We start from the raw sequence: 14,944 nt of genomic DNA, 5'->3' as shown, positions 1-14,944 counted from the left end.
GAGCTCTTTATGAAGGACAAGGTATATCGTCACCATCTACGAATTGCCGTCATCTATTTCTGCGTTGCCGCAGTCTTGGGCCTATTGCTCCGCTCCTACCCGATCTTTTCCTTTAGGTTCAACTACAGGTATATGGTCCATACCCATTCCCATATTGCCCTCTTGGGTTGGGTGTATGTAGCCTTGACTACCTTGCTCCATTATGGTTTTGTGGAAAAGCAAAGCGTCAGTAAAAGGTATAAACAGTTGTTTTGGGGAACCCAAGGCACCTTAATCGGTATGTTACTGACTTTTCCCTTTCAAGGATATGCTTTGTTTTCCATTATCTTTTCCACCCTTTTTCTGATCATGTCCTACTTCTTCACCTATCATTTTTGGAAGAACATTGACCCAAAACTTAAGGACAGTAAAGGGCTGAAATGTGTGAAGACAGCCCTTGTCTTTATGGTGGTTTCCAGTATAGGGCCTTGGGTTTTGGGCATTATAATGAATACCATAGGGGCACAATCCATTTGGTATCGGTTATCCATTTATTTTTACCTCCACTTTCAGTATAATGGCTGGATGATACTTGCCTTGATCGGCTTGTTTATTTACGCATTGGAACAGCGTGGTCTGGAAATCCCCAATAAGAGTTTCAATCGTTTTTTCCTATCCCTTAACTTGGGCATTGTATTCACCTTTTTCCTATCCACCTTATGGACAGACCCCCCCACAGTATTCTATATCCTATCCGGGATTGGTGCCATCTCTCAACTTTATGCATTGACTTATTTTTGGTCCCATACCAAGAATGATGTTACCGTATTGTCCCTATCCCGAACACAGTCCGGCATTCTCAAAGTAGGTGTAGCTTTGGGACTGATTAAGGTAATGCTGCAATTATTGACGGTCATTCCCTATTTTACCCGAATTGCCGCTACATATCTAGATTTCACCATAGGTTATTTGCATTTGACATTCCTTGGGGTCATCAGTTTGGGACTCTTCTTTTTCATGGATTATTTTGGCCTAATGAACATATCCAAAAAGTCTTACTTATGGTATGTATCGGGATTCATCCTTTCAGAAATCCTTATTTTTTCCAAAGGGCTATTTGCTTGGATGGGTATCGCTACATTTCCGGGATATACCGAAGTGTTGGCTCTGAGCACCCTCCTTATCCCCCTCAGTCTATTCCTTATGTTGTTAAAGAAAAGACCAAATGCTTGATGCTTTGGCATTCAGGATATGTTCCAAACCTGCGATGATATATATTTGTCTTTTTCAATGGGACGAATTTATTTGAAAAAATAATAAAGGACTATTTTATCCTATTTAAATTTATAGTATCTTTGTAAATAAATCAAAACGCTATGATGTTTTCCAAAGCTTGTGAATACGGTATACGTGCAGCGGTCTATATTGCGTTGCAATCTTTGGACGGTAGACGTGTAAGTGTCTCCGAAATAGCGGAGGAAATAGATTCCCCTATCGCCTTTACAGCAAAGATTCTGCAACAGCTCAACAGAAACAACATCGTGCATTCCGTAAAAGGGCCTACCGGTGGATTTGAAATCGATAGAGAGAATATGGATACGGTAAAATTGAGCATGATCGTCAAGGCCATTGACGGAGATAAAATATACACGGGATGCGGACTGGGACTTAAGGAGTGTAATGCCCAGAAGCCCTGTCCCCTCCATGACAAGTTCGTCGATATCCGTTCCAATCTCAGGACAATGCTTATAAGTACGAGTTTGTTTGAACTGGCCACTGGCTTGGAAGTGGGATTGACCTATTTGAAGAGATAAAAAAATTTACATTAATAAAGGACATTTTTGTCCTATTTATAAAATCAGTTACTATGAATGATACATTGGAAAAATCAATTGGACAGCTTGTCGCTGAGGATTACAGGACAGCTCAAGTATTTAAAGCACATAAAATAGACTTTTGCTGTAAAGGCAATAGGACCTTGACCGAAGTTGCCACTAAGAAAGGATTGAACCTGGAAGCTATTTCGGAGGAACTTGAAGCGGTTAGGTCCAATGGACAGGAAAACCTACCTGATTTTAAGACATGGCCATTGGACCTTTTGATCGACTATATCGAAAAAACGCATCATCGTTATGTCGAAAAGCAAATTCCCGTACTAAAACAGTACCTGAACAAACTTTGCAGGGTACATGGTGAACGTCACCCTGAACTCTTTGACATCTTTGAACAATTCAATACCTCGGCCGGGGAACTGAGCATGCACATGAAAAAAGAAGAATTGGTCCTGTTTCCCTATATCCGAAAGATGGTAGCTGGGCCAACAGGGTCCGAAGCCTTGGAGAAACCCCATTTTGGCTCGGTAAGCAACCCCATCCAAATGATGATGGAAGAACATGACAATGAAGGGGAGCGATTCCGTACCATTGCAAAATTGAGCAATGATTATACCCCTCCAGAGGATGCCTGCAATACCTATCGGGTAGCATTCTCCCTATTACAGGAATTTGAGGACGACCTACATCGTCATATCCATTTGGAGAACAATATTCTTTTTCCAAAATCCGAAAAACTGGAAAACACATTGAAGAACCATTGATTCATATATGGGGCGTACTCCTATCAAACGACATAGTGCTCTTCAGGGAGTAAGCCGTGAGCATCATCACGGTTTGCTCCTTTGTTGGAAAATTAGGACCGGACTGTCTAAAAATGTTCCCATGGAACGTATCAAGGATTATGTAGACTGGTTTTATGAGACCTATTTGGTTCCTCATTTCGAACTCGAGGAAACATATATCTTCCCCATAGTGGGTAACGATCATCCATGGGTGAAAAAGGCACTTTCCGATCACAGAAGATTGATCCGCTTGTTCACATCGACCACGGCGGACATGAAAACTTTGGGACAAATCGAAGAAACATTGGAACAACATATTCGATTCGAGGAAAGACAGCTTTTCAACCATGTTCAAGAAATGGCCAATAAAAAGCAATTGGATATCATAGAAAAACAACACAGTAATGAAAAATTCAACGACAATCTCAGGGACCCTTTCTGGGAATAAATACAAAGCAAGTGCAATGAAAAAAATATACGACAGAGGGTACCATGAATTCAAAAAAAATCAATTGGGTTATTCGACCATTGCCATCATTGGTCAGAGCTGCTTGGGCTCCGCTGCTGCCATGGTACTGTTGATGGGCAGTATGGACATGGTCTTAAAAATGATCTTGCTCTTTTTGGTCACCATACTCTGTATGGCCTTTAACGGTGCCGTACTTGCCCAATTGAAACCTTTGACCACTTTTAACCTTTTGATACTAAGTATTGTATTCAATACCATGGTCATTCTATTCCATATCATTTAGTTTCTCCGTAAACATGGCACAATCTGCCCTGATTAAAACCTGCATGCCTTACATCAGGGGAAGGTTGTGTGATGTTCCTCTCCTTGCACGGCACGAGGAACCGATCAATAAGACTTCAGCATATATTTCGTTTTTAATAATTAAATGATAAAAAGGTCATTTTATTGTTAATAAGTCTTTTTATAACTTTTACAGTGTCCCTGTTATCCGAAAAACCCTTGTCCTAATTTTATAACGGACAAAAAATCAATCGCTTTCTTTATGTTTTATCATGACTTTCAGGTAGTACTCCAAGAAGTTCCCGGTGAAATCAGCCTTTGTTTTTCGATTTCGGGATGTCCGCTTCGATGTCATGGCTGTCATTCCCCTTTTTTATGGAAGGAAGGAAATGGGCATGAGCTGACCCCTGAATATTTTAAAGCCCTTTTGAACCAATATGTCGGTTTTGCCACCTGTGTCGTTTTTATGGGGGGCGAATGGCACCATCGCATCTTGACCGAATACCTTCAACATGCTCAAGACCAAGGCTACAAAACCTGTCTTTATACGGGTCAAGAGAAAATATCATCACATATATGCAATCACCTGACCTTTCTTAAAACGGGAAAGTGGGACCCCTCCCGGGGCGGGTTGGAAAGTAAGCGTACCAATCAGGTTTTCCTTGATCTACGGACCAATACAATACTCAATCATTTATTCATCTCTAAATAATTCCTTATGATACGACTCACCAAGGCACAAATCGCAGAAAAAATCTCGTTTATCGACCACTATCTTCACTCCAGCAACGCCGCCAATGGTTCGAAGGTAGATGCCAATGCCAATGTGACTTCCAAAAATATCGCCACCATGGAGGCGGAACTCAACAAGGACATCAATATACAGGTGAACCGGGCCCTGATACAACAAAAGATATCCTCATTGTTCGGCGATGACCTGGCAGAAGAGTATGTCCGTCAAATTGAATCCCATGAAATATATGTGCACGATGAAACTTCCCTTAAGCCCTATTGTGCATCCATTAGCATGTACCCCTTCTTGTTGGACGGACTTACCAAGCTAGGTGGTGAAAGTAGGGCCCCTAAACATTTGGAGAGTTTTTGTGGCGAATTTGTCAATTTGGTTTTTGCCGTAAGCTCTCAGTTTGCTGGGGCTTTGGCCACGGTTGAATTTTTGATGTACTTCGATTATTTTGCTTCAAAAGACTATGGACCTGATTACCTAAAAACCCATAAAACCAGTATTGCCAACCATTTGCAACATGTGGTTTATGCTATCAATCAACCTGCAGCGGCACGGGGATACCAATCCGTTTTCTGGAACATTTCCCTTTATGACAAACCTTATTTTGACAGTATGTTCGGGGATTTTATATTCCCGGAAATGGGACGACCCCAATGGGAGAGTTTAAAAAAACTGCAAGCCTTTTTTATGGAATGGTTCAACGAGGAACGTACCAAGGCCATTTTGACCTTTCCCGTGGTGACCGCGGCCATGTTGACCAAGGACGGTGCCCCGGTCGATTCGGAATTCACCGAAATGTGTGCAAGGGAACTGAGCAATGGAAACTCATTTTTCATATACCAATCCGAAAATGCCGATAGTTTGGCGTCCTGCTGTCGTTTACGAAACGAAATCAGCGACCATACCTTTAGTTATTCCTTGGGTGCCGGTGGGGTTGCCACGGGATCGATCAACGTCATCACTTTGAACATGAACCGATTGATTCAACAAGGGGCGGATATCGTAAAAGAAGTCCGAAAAGTACATAAATATCAGGTGGCCTTTAGAAAATTGATAGATGAGTATAAAAAAGCCGGTATGTTGCCCGTGTACCATGCCGGTCTAATTTCCTTGGACAAACAATTCCTTACCATTGGAATCAACGGTATGGCCGAAGCTGCAGAAAGCCAAGGAATAAAAGTGGGCAACAACGATGACTATAAGGAATTTGTAAACCACCACCTCAAAAATATCTATCAAGAAAACAGGCAAGCCCGTGAACACTATGGCTATATGTTCAATACGGAATTTGTCCCTGCGGAAAACCTGGGCGTGAAAAATGCGAAATGGGATCGTGAAGACGGCTTTTTCGTGCCCAGGGACTGTTATAACTCGTACTTTTATATTGTTGAGGACGAGAGTATAAATGCGTTGGACAAAATCATATTACATGGTTCCGAAACCATACAATATCTGGATGGGGGATCGGCACTGCACCTGAACCTGGAAGAGGCCCCGAACCGGGAAGGTTTTAAAAAATTGATCCATGCCACCGCTAAGGCAGGATGCAATTATTTTTGTTTCAATATCCGCATCACCATTTGTAATGATTGTTCCCATATTGACAAGAAAACACTTTTTGAATGCAGTGACTGTCATTCGAGCAACGTGGACCACGCCACCCGGGTTATCGGTTATCTCAAACGCGTCTCCAACTTCAGTTCCGGAAGACAAAAAGAGCATGGACTGCGACATTACCATTTACAACAGGCCAGTCGTTCCTTATCAAATAAAAGGGCGGATATGCTGTCCGATAAACTAAGAACACAAGAAGCAATGAATCAGTAAAATGTAGTGGTCCTTTCAATTGCCCCATATTTTGATATATGATGACATTGCTATTACAGCGGCAATATATTGGGACGTTCTCGCCCCAGGTTCACACCAATCAACATAATCAAATGCCGGGGCCTATTAGATCAACATTAAAAGGACACCACATACGATCAAATACATCCATATGACAACACCACACTCCTTCCATATTCCTGTCATGGGAATTGCATTCACCATTGATACACCATTGAAAGTTTCACATTTGGGCATAGACTCGGCCATTTCATTGGTCGATGACATCCTTTTGGAAAAACTGAGAAAGGCATATTGCAAAAAGTTTGAAATGCCCTACCATGAAATCAATGAGAACACCAAAGATTTCAGGGCCAAAAGAATCACCTCATATCTCAATCTTATTAAGGAACTGGCAGAAAAAAGATTTGAACAACTTAAGGATGTCACAAACGGTTATGGCGAAGGTTTAAAACAATATTTCGATATGTTGCCCGACACTTCAGTGCTAAAGCAACGGTTTATCGAATTGACCAAAAAAAACAATCATAGGGCCGCTCTTCAAGCATTTCTTGATACCAATCTTTCCATGGGCAGTATCGAGGTCAACATCATGACCAAATTGGATAAGGGGAATTATCGTAAAAAAATACCATTATCCAACAAGTACAATGATGCCCATGCAGCCCTAAGGGGGTATGCAAATAGCACCCTTAGCTCCTCGGTCATCTTTTCGGCGGGCATGAATCCCAGATTGTACGGATATATCGAGGAATTTGATGATTTTTATCCAGATGAAAACGGGAATATAAAAAAGAAAATAATCCTTAAGGTCAGTGATTACAGATCGGCATTGATCCAGGGAAAGTTCCTTGCAAAGAAAGGGTTATGGGTATCGGAATATAGAATAGAATCGGGATTGAACTGTGGCGGACATGCCTTTGCCACAGATGGTCATCTCATGGGACCTATATTGGCACAATTTCGAGACAATAAAGAAGACCTGGTATCGGAAATCCACAATATACTGGTTCGTGCACTTTCACATAGAAAGCGACATGTTCCACAATTTATCTTACCCGTTAAGGTCAGTGCCCAAGGTGGGGTGGGAACCTCGGAAGAACATGATTTTCTGTTGGAACACTACAAATTGGATTCCGTGGGCTGGGGATCCCCCTTTCTTTTGGTACCCGAAGCTACAACGGTGGACGACACGACCTTGACCAAATTGGCACAGGCCAAAGAGAAAGACCTTTACTTGAGCGATATCTCTCCTTTGGGCGTTCCCTTCAATAGCCTTAGGGGAAATACCAAAGATTTGGAAAAAAAGGCGAACATACATAAGAACAGACCTGGTAGTGCCTGTCCAAAAAAATACGTGGCCATGAACAAGGAATTCACCAATGAAGGTATATGTACGGCATCACGACAATACCAACATTTAAAAATACAGGAATTGGACAACAAGAACCTTCCCCCAGAAACATACCAACGGGCCTATGATAAAATTGTCGAGAAATCATGTGCATGTGTGGGACTGGGTACTTCAGCCCTAATAAAGCATGGGTTGGATACCAAGACCGAAGGGAATGGTGTTTCCATTTGTCCAGGACCGAACATGGCCTATTTTTCAAAAATTGCCAGCCTTAAGGAAATGATGCAACATATATACGGGAAATCCAACTTGATCAAGAGAACCGATCGGCCCCATATGTTCATCAAGGAACTTAAAATTTATGTGGATTTTCTAAAAGATAAGATCGCGGAAGTAACGGGGCCCATAACGGACAAGGAAATAACTTACTTATCCAATTTTACCGATAATTTGCACGAAGGGATTTCTTATTATCAAAACCTATTTGGAAGGGCAAACAAGGACCTTTACAACAACTCGCAAACATTAAGGGTTTTGGTGGATTTCAAATCAATTCTGGATGGCATATCAGACCATATGCTTCATTTGAAGGAAATGGCACGTCAATGATGCTTTTTCAACCTTGCCCCTATTGAAGCCAGACAAAGGAGCTGGGTTTTAGATGTCAATGCCTTGCTGTCTTTTGCCCAAATTACCAGCACTGATATCATAGTGGACTTACCATCCTGATAAGTTCGTCCACTATGGTTTTGCCACCGTCTTTATTATACCAGATCTGTAGCTCCCTTTTAAACTTTTCATCCACTTTCCCATATTGTTCTTTATACGCTTCGACCATCTTAGCGGCCACTTCAGGTCTCGGTCCCCAAATATGCAATAGATCACCCTCCTCGTTCGATACAAGGAGTTTGGGAATGGAGCGTGTCCCGTTGGTTAGAAAACGATCCATGAGTTTTGGGTTCTCATCCCTCATGATAATTTTCAACTCAATGTTCGGGGTCGATTTGGCCAACTTGTTGAAAACAGGTATAGCTTGTGCACCATCCGAGCACCAACTCTCCAACAGTACCAACCAAACCTGTTTTTCGGAAATGTTCTGGAACACCTTCAGTTGGTCCTCTGCAATGGATACCTTTTTATCTATCCTTCGTATCCTGGATGCGTTTAATTTGGTGTTGGCGATCCGTTGCTCACTCTGTTCTGACCCGGTGGTTTTTCCCTTTGCGACTAGGACGTTCAGCATGGTGACATATTCAATATAATCCATCCCATTTTCGATTCCGCCTTGAATCATATTTTTTACATTTTGTGACATATAATTACCATATTTAGTTTTTAAACATTTCTGACAAGCTCAAAATCAATATTGTAGAACCCGCCCTTATTTTCCTTTCTCCTCAGGCACTGCTCGACAATGAGACGGGCCACATGGACCATATTCCGCAATTCACAAAGGGCTACGTTCATTTTTGTTGTCCGATATAGTTCCTCTATTTCGCTGTACATCGTATCCAATTGTTTGATTGCTTTTTGCATACGCGCGGTACTTCGGACAATCCCCACATCATCCTGCATAAGTAGCTGTAATCGATCCCTGTATTGTCCGACAGGGTTTCCATCCTGGATAGCATCAACTCCCATACCCTCCCATTCGGGCATAACGACCGAGGGTGAAAATAGCTTCTGGTATCCCAAATACTCAAAAATATTATGGGCATACACCAAGGCTTCCAATAAGGAGTTGGATGCCAATCTATTGGCCCCGTGCAATCCAGTCCTGGAGCATTCGCCACAGGCAAAAAGATTGGTTATGGTCGTTCTTCCGTTTGAATCCACCATAATGCCACCACAGAGGTAATGTGCGGCTGGAACAATGGGTATCCAATCCGTTTCAAGCTTGATTTGCCGCTTCCGACATGCTTCATAAATGTTGGGAAACCGTACCCTGAGCGCTTTTGAATTTAGATGTGTACAGTCCAGATATACGAAGGGATCGTCATATTTTTTGAGCTCTTGGTCAATACTTCTGGAAACAATATCCCGGGGTGCAAGCTCCGCTCTTGAATCGTAATCGGGCATAAAACGATGTCCTTTTTGGTTTCTTAAATATGCACCAAAACCCCTTATGGCCTCCGAGATCAAAAATGACTGGCCAGCCTTGCCTTCGTAAAGTACTGTAGGGTGAAATTGGACAAACTCCATATCTTGAATCTGCGCCCCTGCCCTGTAGGCCATGGCAATACCATCCCCAGTGGCCACCGAGGGATTTGTGGTATGACCATAGATTGTTCCGATCCCACCAGTGGCCAAAACCGTGTTCCTTGCTCGAAAGGTCCGCACTTTACCCGTATTTTGGTCAAGCATATAAGCTCCAAAACAAGTCGGTTTACTTGGTTTGGTTCCATAAATCCGGTACTCCGTTATAAGGTCTATGGCAAAATGGTGCTCAAAGACTGTAATGTTGTGCCGTCCATATACTTGATCTAAAAGGGTGGATGCTATCTCTTGTCCCGTATGGTCCTTATGGTGTACAATGCGGGATTCTGCATGGCCTCCCTCCCGTCCTAAGGCCAATTGACCATTCTTTCCCTTATCAAAAGGAACACCACAAGACATCAATTCCTTTATTCGTTCAGGACCTCTCCTTACCACCATCCCCACTATAGAGGGATCACATAGTCCATCCCCTGCGACCAAGGTATCGGATATATGTTTTTGAAAAGAGTCTGTTTCCAAATCGGATACTGCCGCAATACCTCCTTGGGCATGTTTTGTGTTGGAATCCCCTGCGTCGGATTTGGTCGTGATGCATACGGTACGGTCGGGAAATTTATGTGCCATCTTTAGGGCAAAAGACAATCCGGCAATTCCCGAACCTATCACTAGGTAGTCTGTTGAAACCATTCTTGACTTATTTGGAAAGTTTCAACATCCGTTCTATGGGGATCAAAGCTTTTTCCACAATGGTTTCCCGAACTTCAACCTCAGGGGTCTCATCCCTGAGACAACGGTATGTTTTTTGAAGGGTATTTGTTTTCATGAAAGCACATTCGCTACAGGCACAATGATTGTCCTCCATTGCCGGGGCGGGAATCAGTATGGTGTTCGGGACTTCCTTTTGCATCTCGTGAAGGATACCGGCCTCGGTAGCTACAATATATTTTTCCTTAGGGTGGTGCTTTGCATAGGCTATCATTGCAGAAGTGGAACCGATATAGTTTGCTATTTTCAAGATATGTTTTTCGGATTCAGGATGGGCAATAACTTTTGCATCCGGGTGCATTCTCCATAAATCCAACAATTTGTCGATACAGAAAGCTTCGTGGACCATACAGCTGCCATCCCACAACAACATATCCCTTCCGGTCTGTTCAATCAGATAACTGCCCAGGTTCTTGTCCGGCGCAAATATTATGGGAACGGTTCCAGGAATCGCTGAAATGATTTTAAGGGCATTGGAAGAGGTACACACATAATCGCTCATAGCCTTGATCTCTGCCGAACAGTTGACGTACGTGACCACAACGTGATTCGGATGCGCTTTCACAAAGGGCTCAAAAGCTTCTGGTGGGCAGGAGTCGGCCAGTGAACAACCTGCAGCCAGATCCGGCAACAATACCTTTTTGGTCGGATTTAGAATCTTGGCCGTTTCTGCCATAAAATGCACTCCTGCAAATACGATAATATCCGCATCAGTGCTGGCAGCTGCCCGTGAAAGGTCCAGGCTATCCCCTACGTAATCAGCAACATCCTGTATTTCAGGACGTTGATAATAATGAGAGAGCAGTACCGCATTTTTTTCTCTTTTAAGTCTTTGGATTTCCTGGTAAAGCTCAATTTCAGGTGCAAAAATATCAATATGTTGTCCCATGTTCATGGTATGCTATTTCATTATCGGCCACCGTTCTTTAAATTTAGTGATACCCGAAGTTTATAAAAGGTTGTTCGCGGGGCGAAACTAGCTACTTCGCCAATGGTAAAAAATGATAAATATCACAATTAAAGATAAAATCATCTTTTTATTATCTTTACAGATATAAAACATGATCGCCATATGCTGACCAATGCTTGTAAGTATGCTATCCGTGCCGTAGTGTATTTAGCTATCCATAGTACTGTGAACAATAAAATCGGAGCAAAAAAAATAGCTGAGGAGCTTGAAGTGCCACAACCTTTTTTGGCACAACTGCTGCGTAACCTGACCACAAATAAATTGGTTTCCTCAAGCAAGGGGCCGGGAGGAGGCTTTTTTTTGGACGAAGGAAATATGGAAAATACGCTTTGGCAAGTTGTTTCCTGCATAGATGGTGAATATATCTTTGATGATTGTTTTTTGGGGCTTTCCAAGTGCAACAATGAAAATCCCTGTCCAGTCCACCATATAGTATCACCCTTCAAGGAAGAGATCCTCCGTAATTTTAAGGACAAGTCCATTGCTAAACTTGTTACAGAGATGGAAGAGAACGGGATGATCATTTCCCTAAAAGGAATCGATTTGTCAAGATGATCATTATCGAAAAATCGAAACATTGCTTTTTCCCTATCGTCTATACGCCTTCATAAACAACCCCAGATGTAGGGGTTTCATACAGTCTAATCCTGCTGAGCTGTGGAACTTTGTCCTTGATCTTATTCCACAACCAAATTGCAATATGCTCGCATGTGGGGTTTTCCAGTCCCGCTATATTATTCAACAGTTTGTGGTCAACACGCTCAATTATTGGGTTGACCGCTTCTTTTATGTCCGTGAAATCCATGACCCATCCAAATTCATTATCCAATTTACCTTCAAAATACAAGGTCAATCGGTAGGTATGGCCATGAATCCCCCTACATTTATGCCCCTCTGGCACCTTCGGTAAAAAGTGGGCCGAATCAAAGCTGAAATGTTTACATATTATCATGTCTTGATATTTGTATCAAACTTGTTTCTGTGTCCCCGGAACGTTTCAAGGAACTCGCCCTTGATATGATGAACAACAGTAAGGGAACTACTCCCCCAAAAAGAAAAACACAGGCCCCTATACCTCTCAACCAGGTCAGGGATTGGAACACCCCACCACCAATGAACTCATCGGACCTGGCAAACCAAAGTCCATTCTCGACCACCGCTTTGAATTGAATGGTACCTGCTGGAAGAAGGTCCAAGACCACCATCAGCATCAAACCAATATTAATGGACCAAAAAGAAACCTTGACCAATTTTTTATTCCATCGCTTACTTTTGAACAACAGTTTGGAGGCAAATAACATGGCCGCGAGCGAAATGTTCCCATATACCCCCATCAGAGCGGCATGGGCATGGTTTACGGTTAGATACGTGCCGTGCTCATAATAGTTCATTATGGGCAAATTGATAATGATTCCCAATACTCCCGCCCCAAAGAAGTTCCAAAAATTCACTGCGATCAAAAACAAAAACACCTCTGAAAACCCGAAATCACCCAATTCGCTCGGCTTGATTCCCTCAAGGGCAATTCGGGGCATGTTCTTGAACCGCCAAGCCTCTACGGTCAATAAAATAAGGGGTACGAATTGTAATGTGGAAAATATACTGCCCAAGGCCATCGTCGCCACAGGCTTGGCATTCCAATAAAAATTGTGGGAAATCCCCAAAAGACCAGTGCCCAAAAATAGAATGGTGGCAAAATAGATGACCCTTATGGCGGCATTTCTACTCACAAGCCCCATCAACACCATAAGGTAGCTCACGATAACGGTAATGAACACTTCAAAAAATGCCTCTACCCACATATGTACCACCATCCATCTCCAAAAATCGGCAATAACAAAATTGGTTTCCGGTCGGGCCACAAAACCAGAGATAAACAATAGGGGAATACCAATTATGGAATACATGATCCAATTGGGAAGATTCCAGGGCATCCCCTTGACAAATGCAGGTCTGATACCTCTGAACACCACAATGCTCCATAGCACAAAGATAAGCATGAGCAGTATCTGGAAAGCCTGTCCGAAATCAACGAACTCCCATCCTTGATGTCCCAAAGCATGCCACCAATCCCCTAAAAGTCCCATAGGGCCCATGACCATGCCTGTTAGGGAACCAGCGACCAGAACCACTAAAAGAACAAAAAGCAAATTGATCAGTCGAAGCTGATGTTCCACTTCCTTTTTGGCCAAAATCGGTAGAATGAAAATGGAAGAAGCAATCCAGCAAGTCGATATCCAATATAGAGAGAGCATCAAGTGCCAACTTCTGGAAACCGTGATAGGGAAAGATTCCGAGAGGTCAACACCAAAAAAACCCAGATAATCCACAAATTCATTAATGGTCACAAAACCACTTGATACCTGTACAAAAAACAAAACAATGGCCACAAAGAAAAATTTGTACGACGCTCTTTGGGTTTTAGTAGGCACAAAGTCCCTGACACTTCTGGCCGTCAATAATTCTTTGGCGGAAGGTTTGAAAAATTTGTTCGACAACTGATTGTACTGTCCTATGAAGTACAATACCACCCCACACATAAGCACAAAGGCCAACAACCCCAACACACTCCACAAAACCACTGGGGAAGTTGGGGTATTGCCTGCCTCTTCATCATAGGGCCAATTATGCGTGTAACTAAAATCCTCGCCCGGTCTTTCGGTGACACAAACCCATGCCCCCCAAAAAAAGAAATTGGAAAGATGAAGAAGCTCCTCTTTATCGGTTATATAATTCTTCAAGGGAAAAGAACTCTCACTGGAAGTATCCAAGAAAACATTTAAATAGTAATTCCTGACTTTTTCCAAAGCATACACGTAGGCATCGCTCAATACAACAATATCCTCTGTACTGTCATAACCATTATTCTTGAGCTCCCGTTTCACCCTTTCGGCAATTACTTTTTGTTCATCGAGATAAGCGGGGCGACCATTTTCAACCAGGTATTGCTTTTGATAGTAATCATTGACATGTATGGTTATCTGATGAAGGGCCTCAGCAGTAAAATCAGGGCCTCGTTGTGCCCCATCCCCAAAGAAGGCCCCATATTCCATCAGCGCATACTTATGGAAGACGATCTGACCCTTTTCTATGTCCGTCTTGCTTATCAGCAGTGTTCCATCCTGGTTCTGGAAACCTGTCATAGGTGGTGCATCGTTGTACGTTTGAAACCCGATCATGCCAACGCCTGCCAAGCTTATGATCAATATGAACAATAATGGCCCCCACCAATTTTTGGTATTCATCCAATAATCAATGTTCTTTTTGAAACCCTTTTTATCTGAAACCGCTTTTTTGTTCTTCATGTTACACACACTTAAAGTTTTTGATTGGTCAATGATACGATCAAGAGTTTCGCTCCTCCCCTTTCGTATGAATGGTTCGAAACAAAAATCTCGGCCCCAAAATAAAACAAATTTATTTAATATAATATTAAATGACCTTTTTATATTTTATTAGTAAAGACGTATTACTGAAAATTTAATTCTTATCACTTCTTTAAAATGATAGACAAAATGGGTTAAATAGGAAATCAAATACTGTACAGTTCCACTGTCCTCAATAAAATCTCAGGGATATTATCCAATACATGTATTTTTTCCCTCTTTTATTCCATGGCTACCTTATGTACCGCTTGGCAATAGGAGTGAATCGAGCATTAAAACCTGATCATTAATGAAACAACCCTGATACATACA

General features: G+C 42.3%; 14 protein-coding genes. 9 read left to right on the top strand and 5 right to left on the bottom strand.

The window, feature by feature from the left end; genetic code table 11:
* The first annotated feature begins 9 nt into the window (after positions 1–9).
* The 8 genes from J0654_RS01410 to J0654_RS01375 all read left to right on the top strand — a co-directional run bounded on the left by J0654_RS01410 (position 10) and on the right by J0654_RS01375 (position 7,903).
* Entirely contained in the window at positions 10–1,212 is a 1,203-nt protein-coding gene (locus J0654_RS01410) for a hypothetical protein (RefSeq protein ID WP_207025936.1), read from the top strand.
* Positions 1,213–1,358: 146 nt separating this feature from the next.
* On the top strand, positions 1,359–1,793 hold the full coding sequence (locus tag J0654_RS01405) for an RrF2 family transcriptional regulator (RefSeq protein ID WP_207027887.1): 435 nt from the start codon (positions 1,359–1,361) through the stop codon (positions 1,791–1,793).
* Positions 1,794–1,846: 53 nt separating this feature from the next.
* Entirely contained in the window at positions 1,847–2,575 is a 729-nt protein-coding gene (gene ric / locus J0654_RS01400; RefSeq protein ID WP_207025935.1) for an iron-sulfur cluster repair di-iron protein, read from the top strand.
* 7 nt (positions 2,576–2,582) lie between these two features.
* Complete coding sequence (locus J0654_RS01395; protein WP_207025931.1) at positions 2,583–3,044, top strand: hemerythrin domain-containing protein; 462 nt, start codon at positions 2,583–2,585, stop codon at positions 3,042–3,044.
* 16 nt (positions 3,045–3,060) lie between these two features.
* The gene (locus J0654_RS01390; RefSeq protein ID WP_237685852.1) at positions 3,061–3,348 is read left to right on the top strand and encodes a hypothetical protein; all 288 of its coding nucleotides are present in this window, start codon (positions 3,061–3,063) and stop codon (positions 3,346–3,348) included.
* Positions 3,349–3,609: 261 nt separating this feature from the next.
* Positions 3,610–4,059 (top strand): anaerobic ribonucleoside-triphosphate reductase activating protein, encoded by a 450-nt coding sequence (gene nrdG, locus J0654_RS01385; RefSeq protein ID WP_207025928.1) that lies wholly within the window; start codon positions 3,610–3,612, stop codon positions 4,057–4,059.
* A 6-nt stretch (positions 4,060–4,065) separates the two neighbouring features.
* Complete coding sequence (nrdD, locus tag J0654_RS01380; RefSeq protein ID WP_207025927.1) at positions 4,066–5,919, top strand: anaerobic ribonucleoside-triphosphate reductase; 1,854 nt, start codon at positions 4,066–4,068, stop codon at positions 5,917–5,919.
* Between the two features lie 172 nt (positions 5,920–6,091).
* Positions 6,092–7,903, top strand: a complete 1,812-nt coding sequence (locus J0654_RS01375) for a hypothetical protein (RefSeq protein ID WP_207025926.1) — start codon at positions 6,092–6,094, stop codon at positions 7,901–7,903.
* A gap of 97 nt (positions 7,904–8,000) precedes the next feature.
* Here J0654_RS01375 and J0654_RS01370 read toward each other — a convergent pair whose 3' ends face one another.
* Genes J0654_RS01370 through nadA form a run of 3 tightly spaced genes read right to left on the bottom strand, consistent with a single transcriptional unit; the run spans position 8,001 to position 11,165 of the window.
* Positions 8,001–8,609 (bottom strand): thioredoxin family protein, encoded by a 609-nt coding sequence (locus tag J0654_RS01370; RefSeq protein ID WP_207025925.1) that lies wholly within the window; start codon positions 8,607–8,609, stop codon positions 8,001–8,003.
* Between the two features lie 20 nt (positions 8,610–8,629).
* Complete coding sequence (gene nadB / locus J0654_RS01365) at positions 8,630–10,198, bottom strand: L-aspartate oxidase (protein ID WP_207025924.1); 1,569 nt, start codon at positions 10,196–10,198, stop codon at positions 8,630–8,632.
* A 7-nt stretch (positions 10,199–10,205) separates the two neighbouring features.
* A complete protein-coding gene (gene nadA / locus J0654_RS01360; protein WP_417948412.1) occupies positions 10,206–11,165 on the bottom strand; it encodes a quinolinate synthase NadA in 960 nt (319 codons plus the stop codon).
* A 183-nt stretch (positions 11,166–11,348) separates the two neighbouring features.
* On the opposite strand from nadA, the gene J0654_RS01355 reads away from it, so the two are divergent.
* A complete protein-coding gene (locus J0654_RS01355; protein ID WP_207025922.1) occupies positions 11,349–11,801 on the top strand; it encodes an RrF2 family transcriptional regulator in 453 nt (150 codons plus the stop codon).
* 40 nt (positions 11,802–11,841) lie between these two features.
* Here the strand turns inward: J0654_RS01355 and queD are convergent, their stop codons facing one another.
* Both queD and J0654_RS01345 read right to left on the bottom strand, forming a co-directional pair.
* Entirely contained in the window at positions 11,842–12,198 is a 357-nt protein-coding gene (gene queD / locus J0654_RS01350) for a 6-carboxytetrahydropterin synthase QueD (protein ID WP_207025921.1), read from the bottom strand.
* Complete coding sequence (locus J0654_RS01345) at positions 12,185–14,551, bottom strand: nitric-oxide reductase large subunit (RefSeq protein ID WP_237685851.1); 2,367 nt, start codon at positions 14,549–14,551, stop codon at positions 12,185–12,187. Before J0654_RS01345 ends, queD begins: the two co-directional genes overlap by 14 nt.
* Between the last annotated feature and the right edge of the window lie 393 nt (positions 14,552–14,944).

Source organism: Flagellimonas profundi (genome assembly GCF_017313275.1).
GTDB classification, from domain to species: Bacteria; Bacteroidota; Bacteroidia; order Flavobacteriales; family Flavobacteriaceae; genus Flagellimonas; species Flagellimonas profundi.
This window is presented reverse-complemented; position numbering and strand designations above follow the sequence as displayed.

Coding starts and splice junctions, on each gene's coding strand:
- nrdG (WP_207025928.1), top strand. CDS start 3,610: ATGTTTTATCATGACTTTCAGGTAGTACTCCAAGAAGTTCCCGGTGAA.
- nrdD (WP_207025927.1), top strand. CDS start 4,066: ATGATACGACTCACCAAGGCACAAATCGCAGAAAAAATCTCGTTTATC.
- J0654_RS01375 (WP_207025926.1), top strand. CDS start 6,092: ATGACAACACCACACTCCTTCCATATTCCTGTCATGGGAATTGCATTC.
- J0654_RS01370 (WP_207025925.1), bottom strand. CDS start 8,609: ATGTCACAAAATGTAAAAAATATGATTCAAGGCGGAATCGAAAATGGG.
- J0654_RS01355 (WP_207025922.1), top strand. CDS start 11,349: ATGCTGACCAATGCTTGTAAGTATGCTATCCGTGCCGTAGTGTATTTA.
- J0654_RS01405 (WP_207027887.1), top strand. CDS start 1,359: ATGTTTTCCAAAGCTTGTGAATACGGTATACGTGCAGCGGTCTATATT.
- ric (WP_207025935.1), top strand. CDS start 1,847: ATGAATGATACATTGGAAAAATCAATTGGACAGCTTGTCGCTGAGGAT.
- J0654_RS01390 (WP_237685852.1), top strand. CDS start 3,061: ATGAAAAAAATATACGACAGAGGGTACCATGAATTCAAAAAAAATCAA.
- J0654_RS01410 (WP_207025936.1), top strand. CDS start 10: ATGAAGGACAAGGTATATCGTCACCATCTACGAATTGCCGTCATCTAT.
- nadA (WP_417948412.1), bottom strand. CDS start 11,165: ATGGGACAACATATTGATATTTTTGCACCTGAAATTGAGCTTTACCAG.
- nadB (WP_207025924.1), bottom strand. CDS start 10,198: ATGGTTTCAACAGACTACCTAGTGATAGGTTCGGGAATTGCCGGATTG.
- J0654_RS01345 (WP_237685851.1), bottom strand. CDS start 14,551: ATGAAGAACAAAAAAGCGGTTTCAGATAAAAAGGGTTTCAAAAAGAAC.
- queD (WP_207025921.1), bottom strand. CDS start 12,198: ATGATAATATGTAAACATTTCAGCTTTGATTCGGCCCACTTTTTACCG.
- J0654_RS01395 (WP_207025931.1), top strand. CDS start 2,583: ATGGGGCGTACTCCTATCAAACGACATAGTGCTCTTCAGGGAGTAAGC.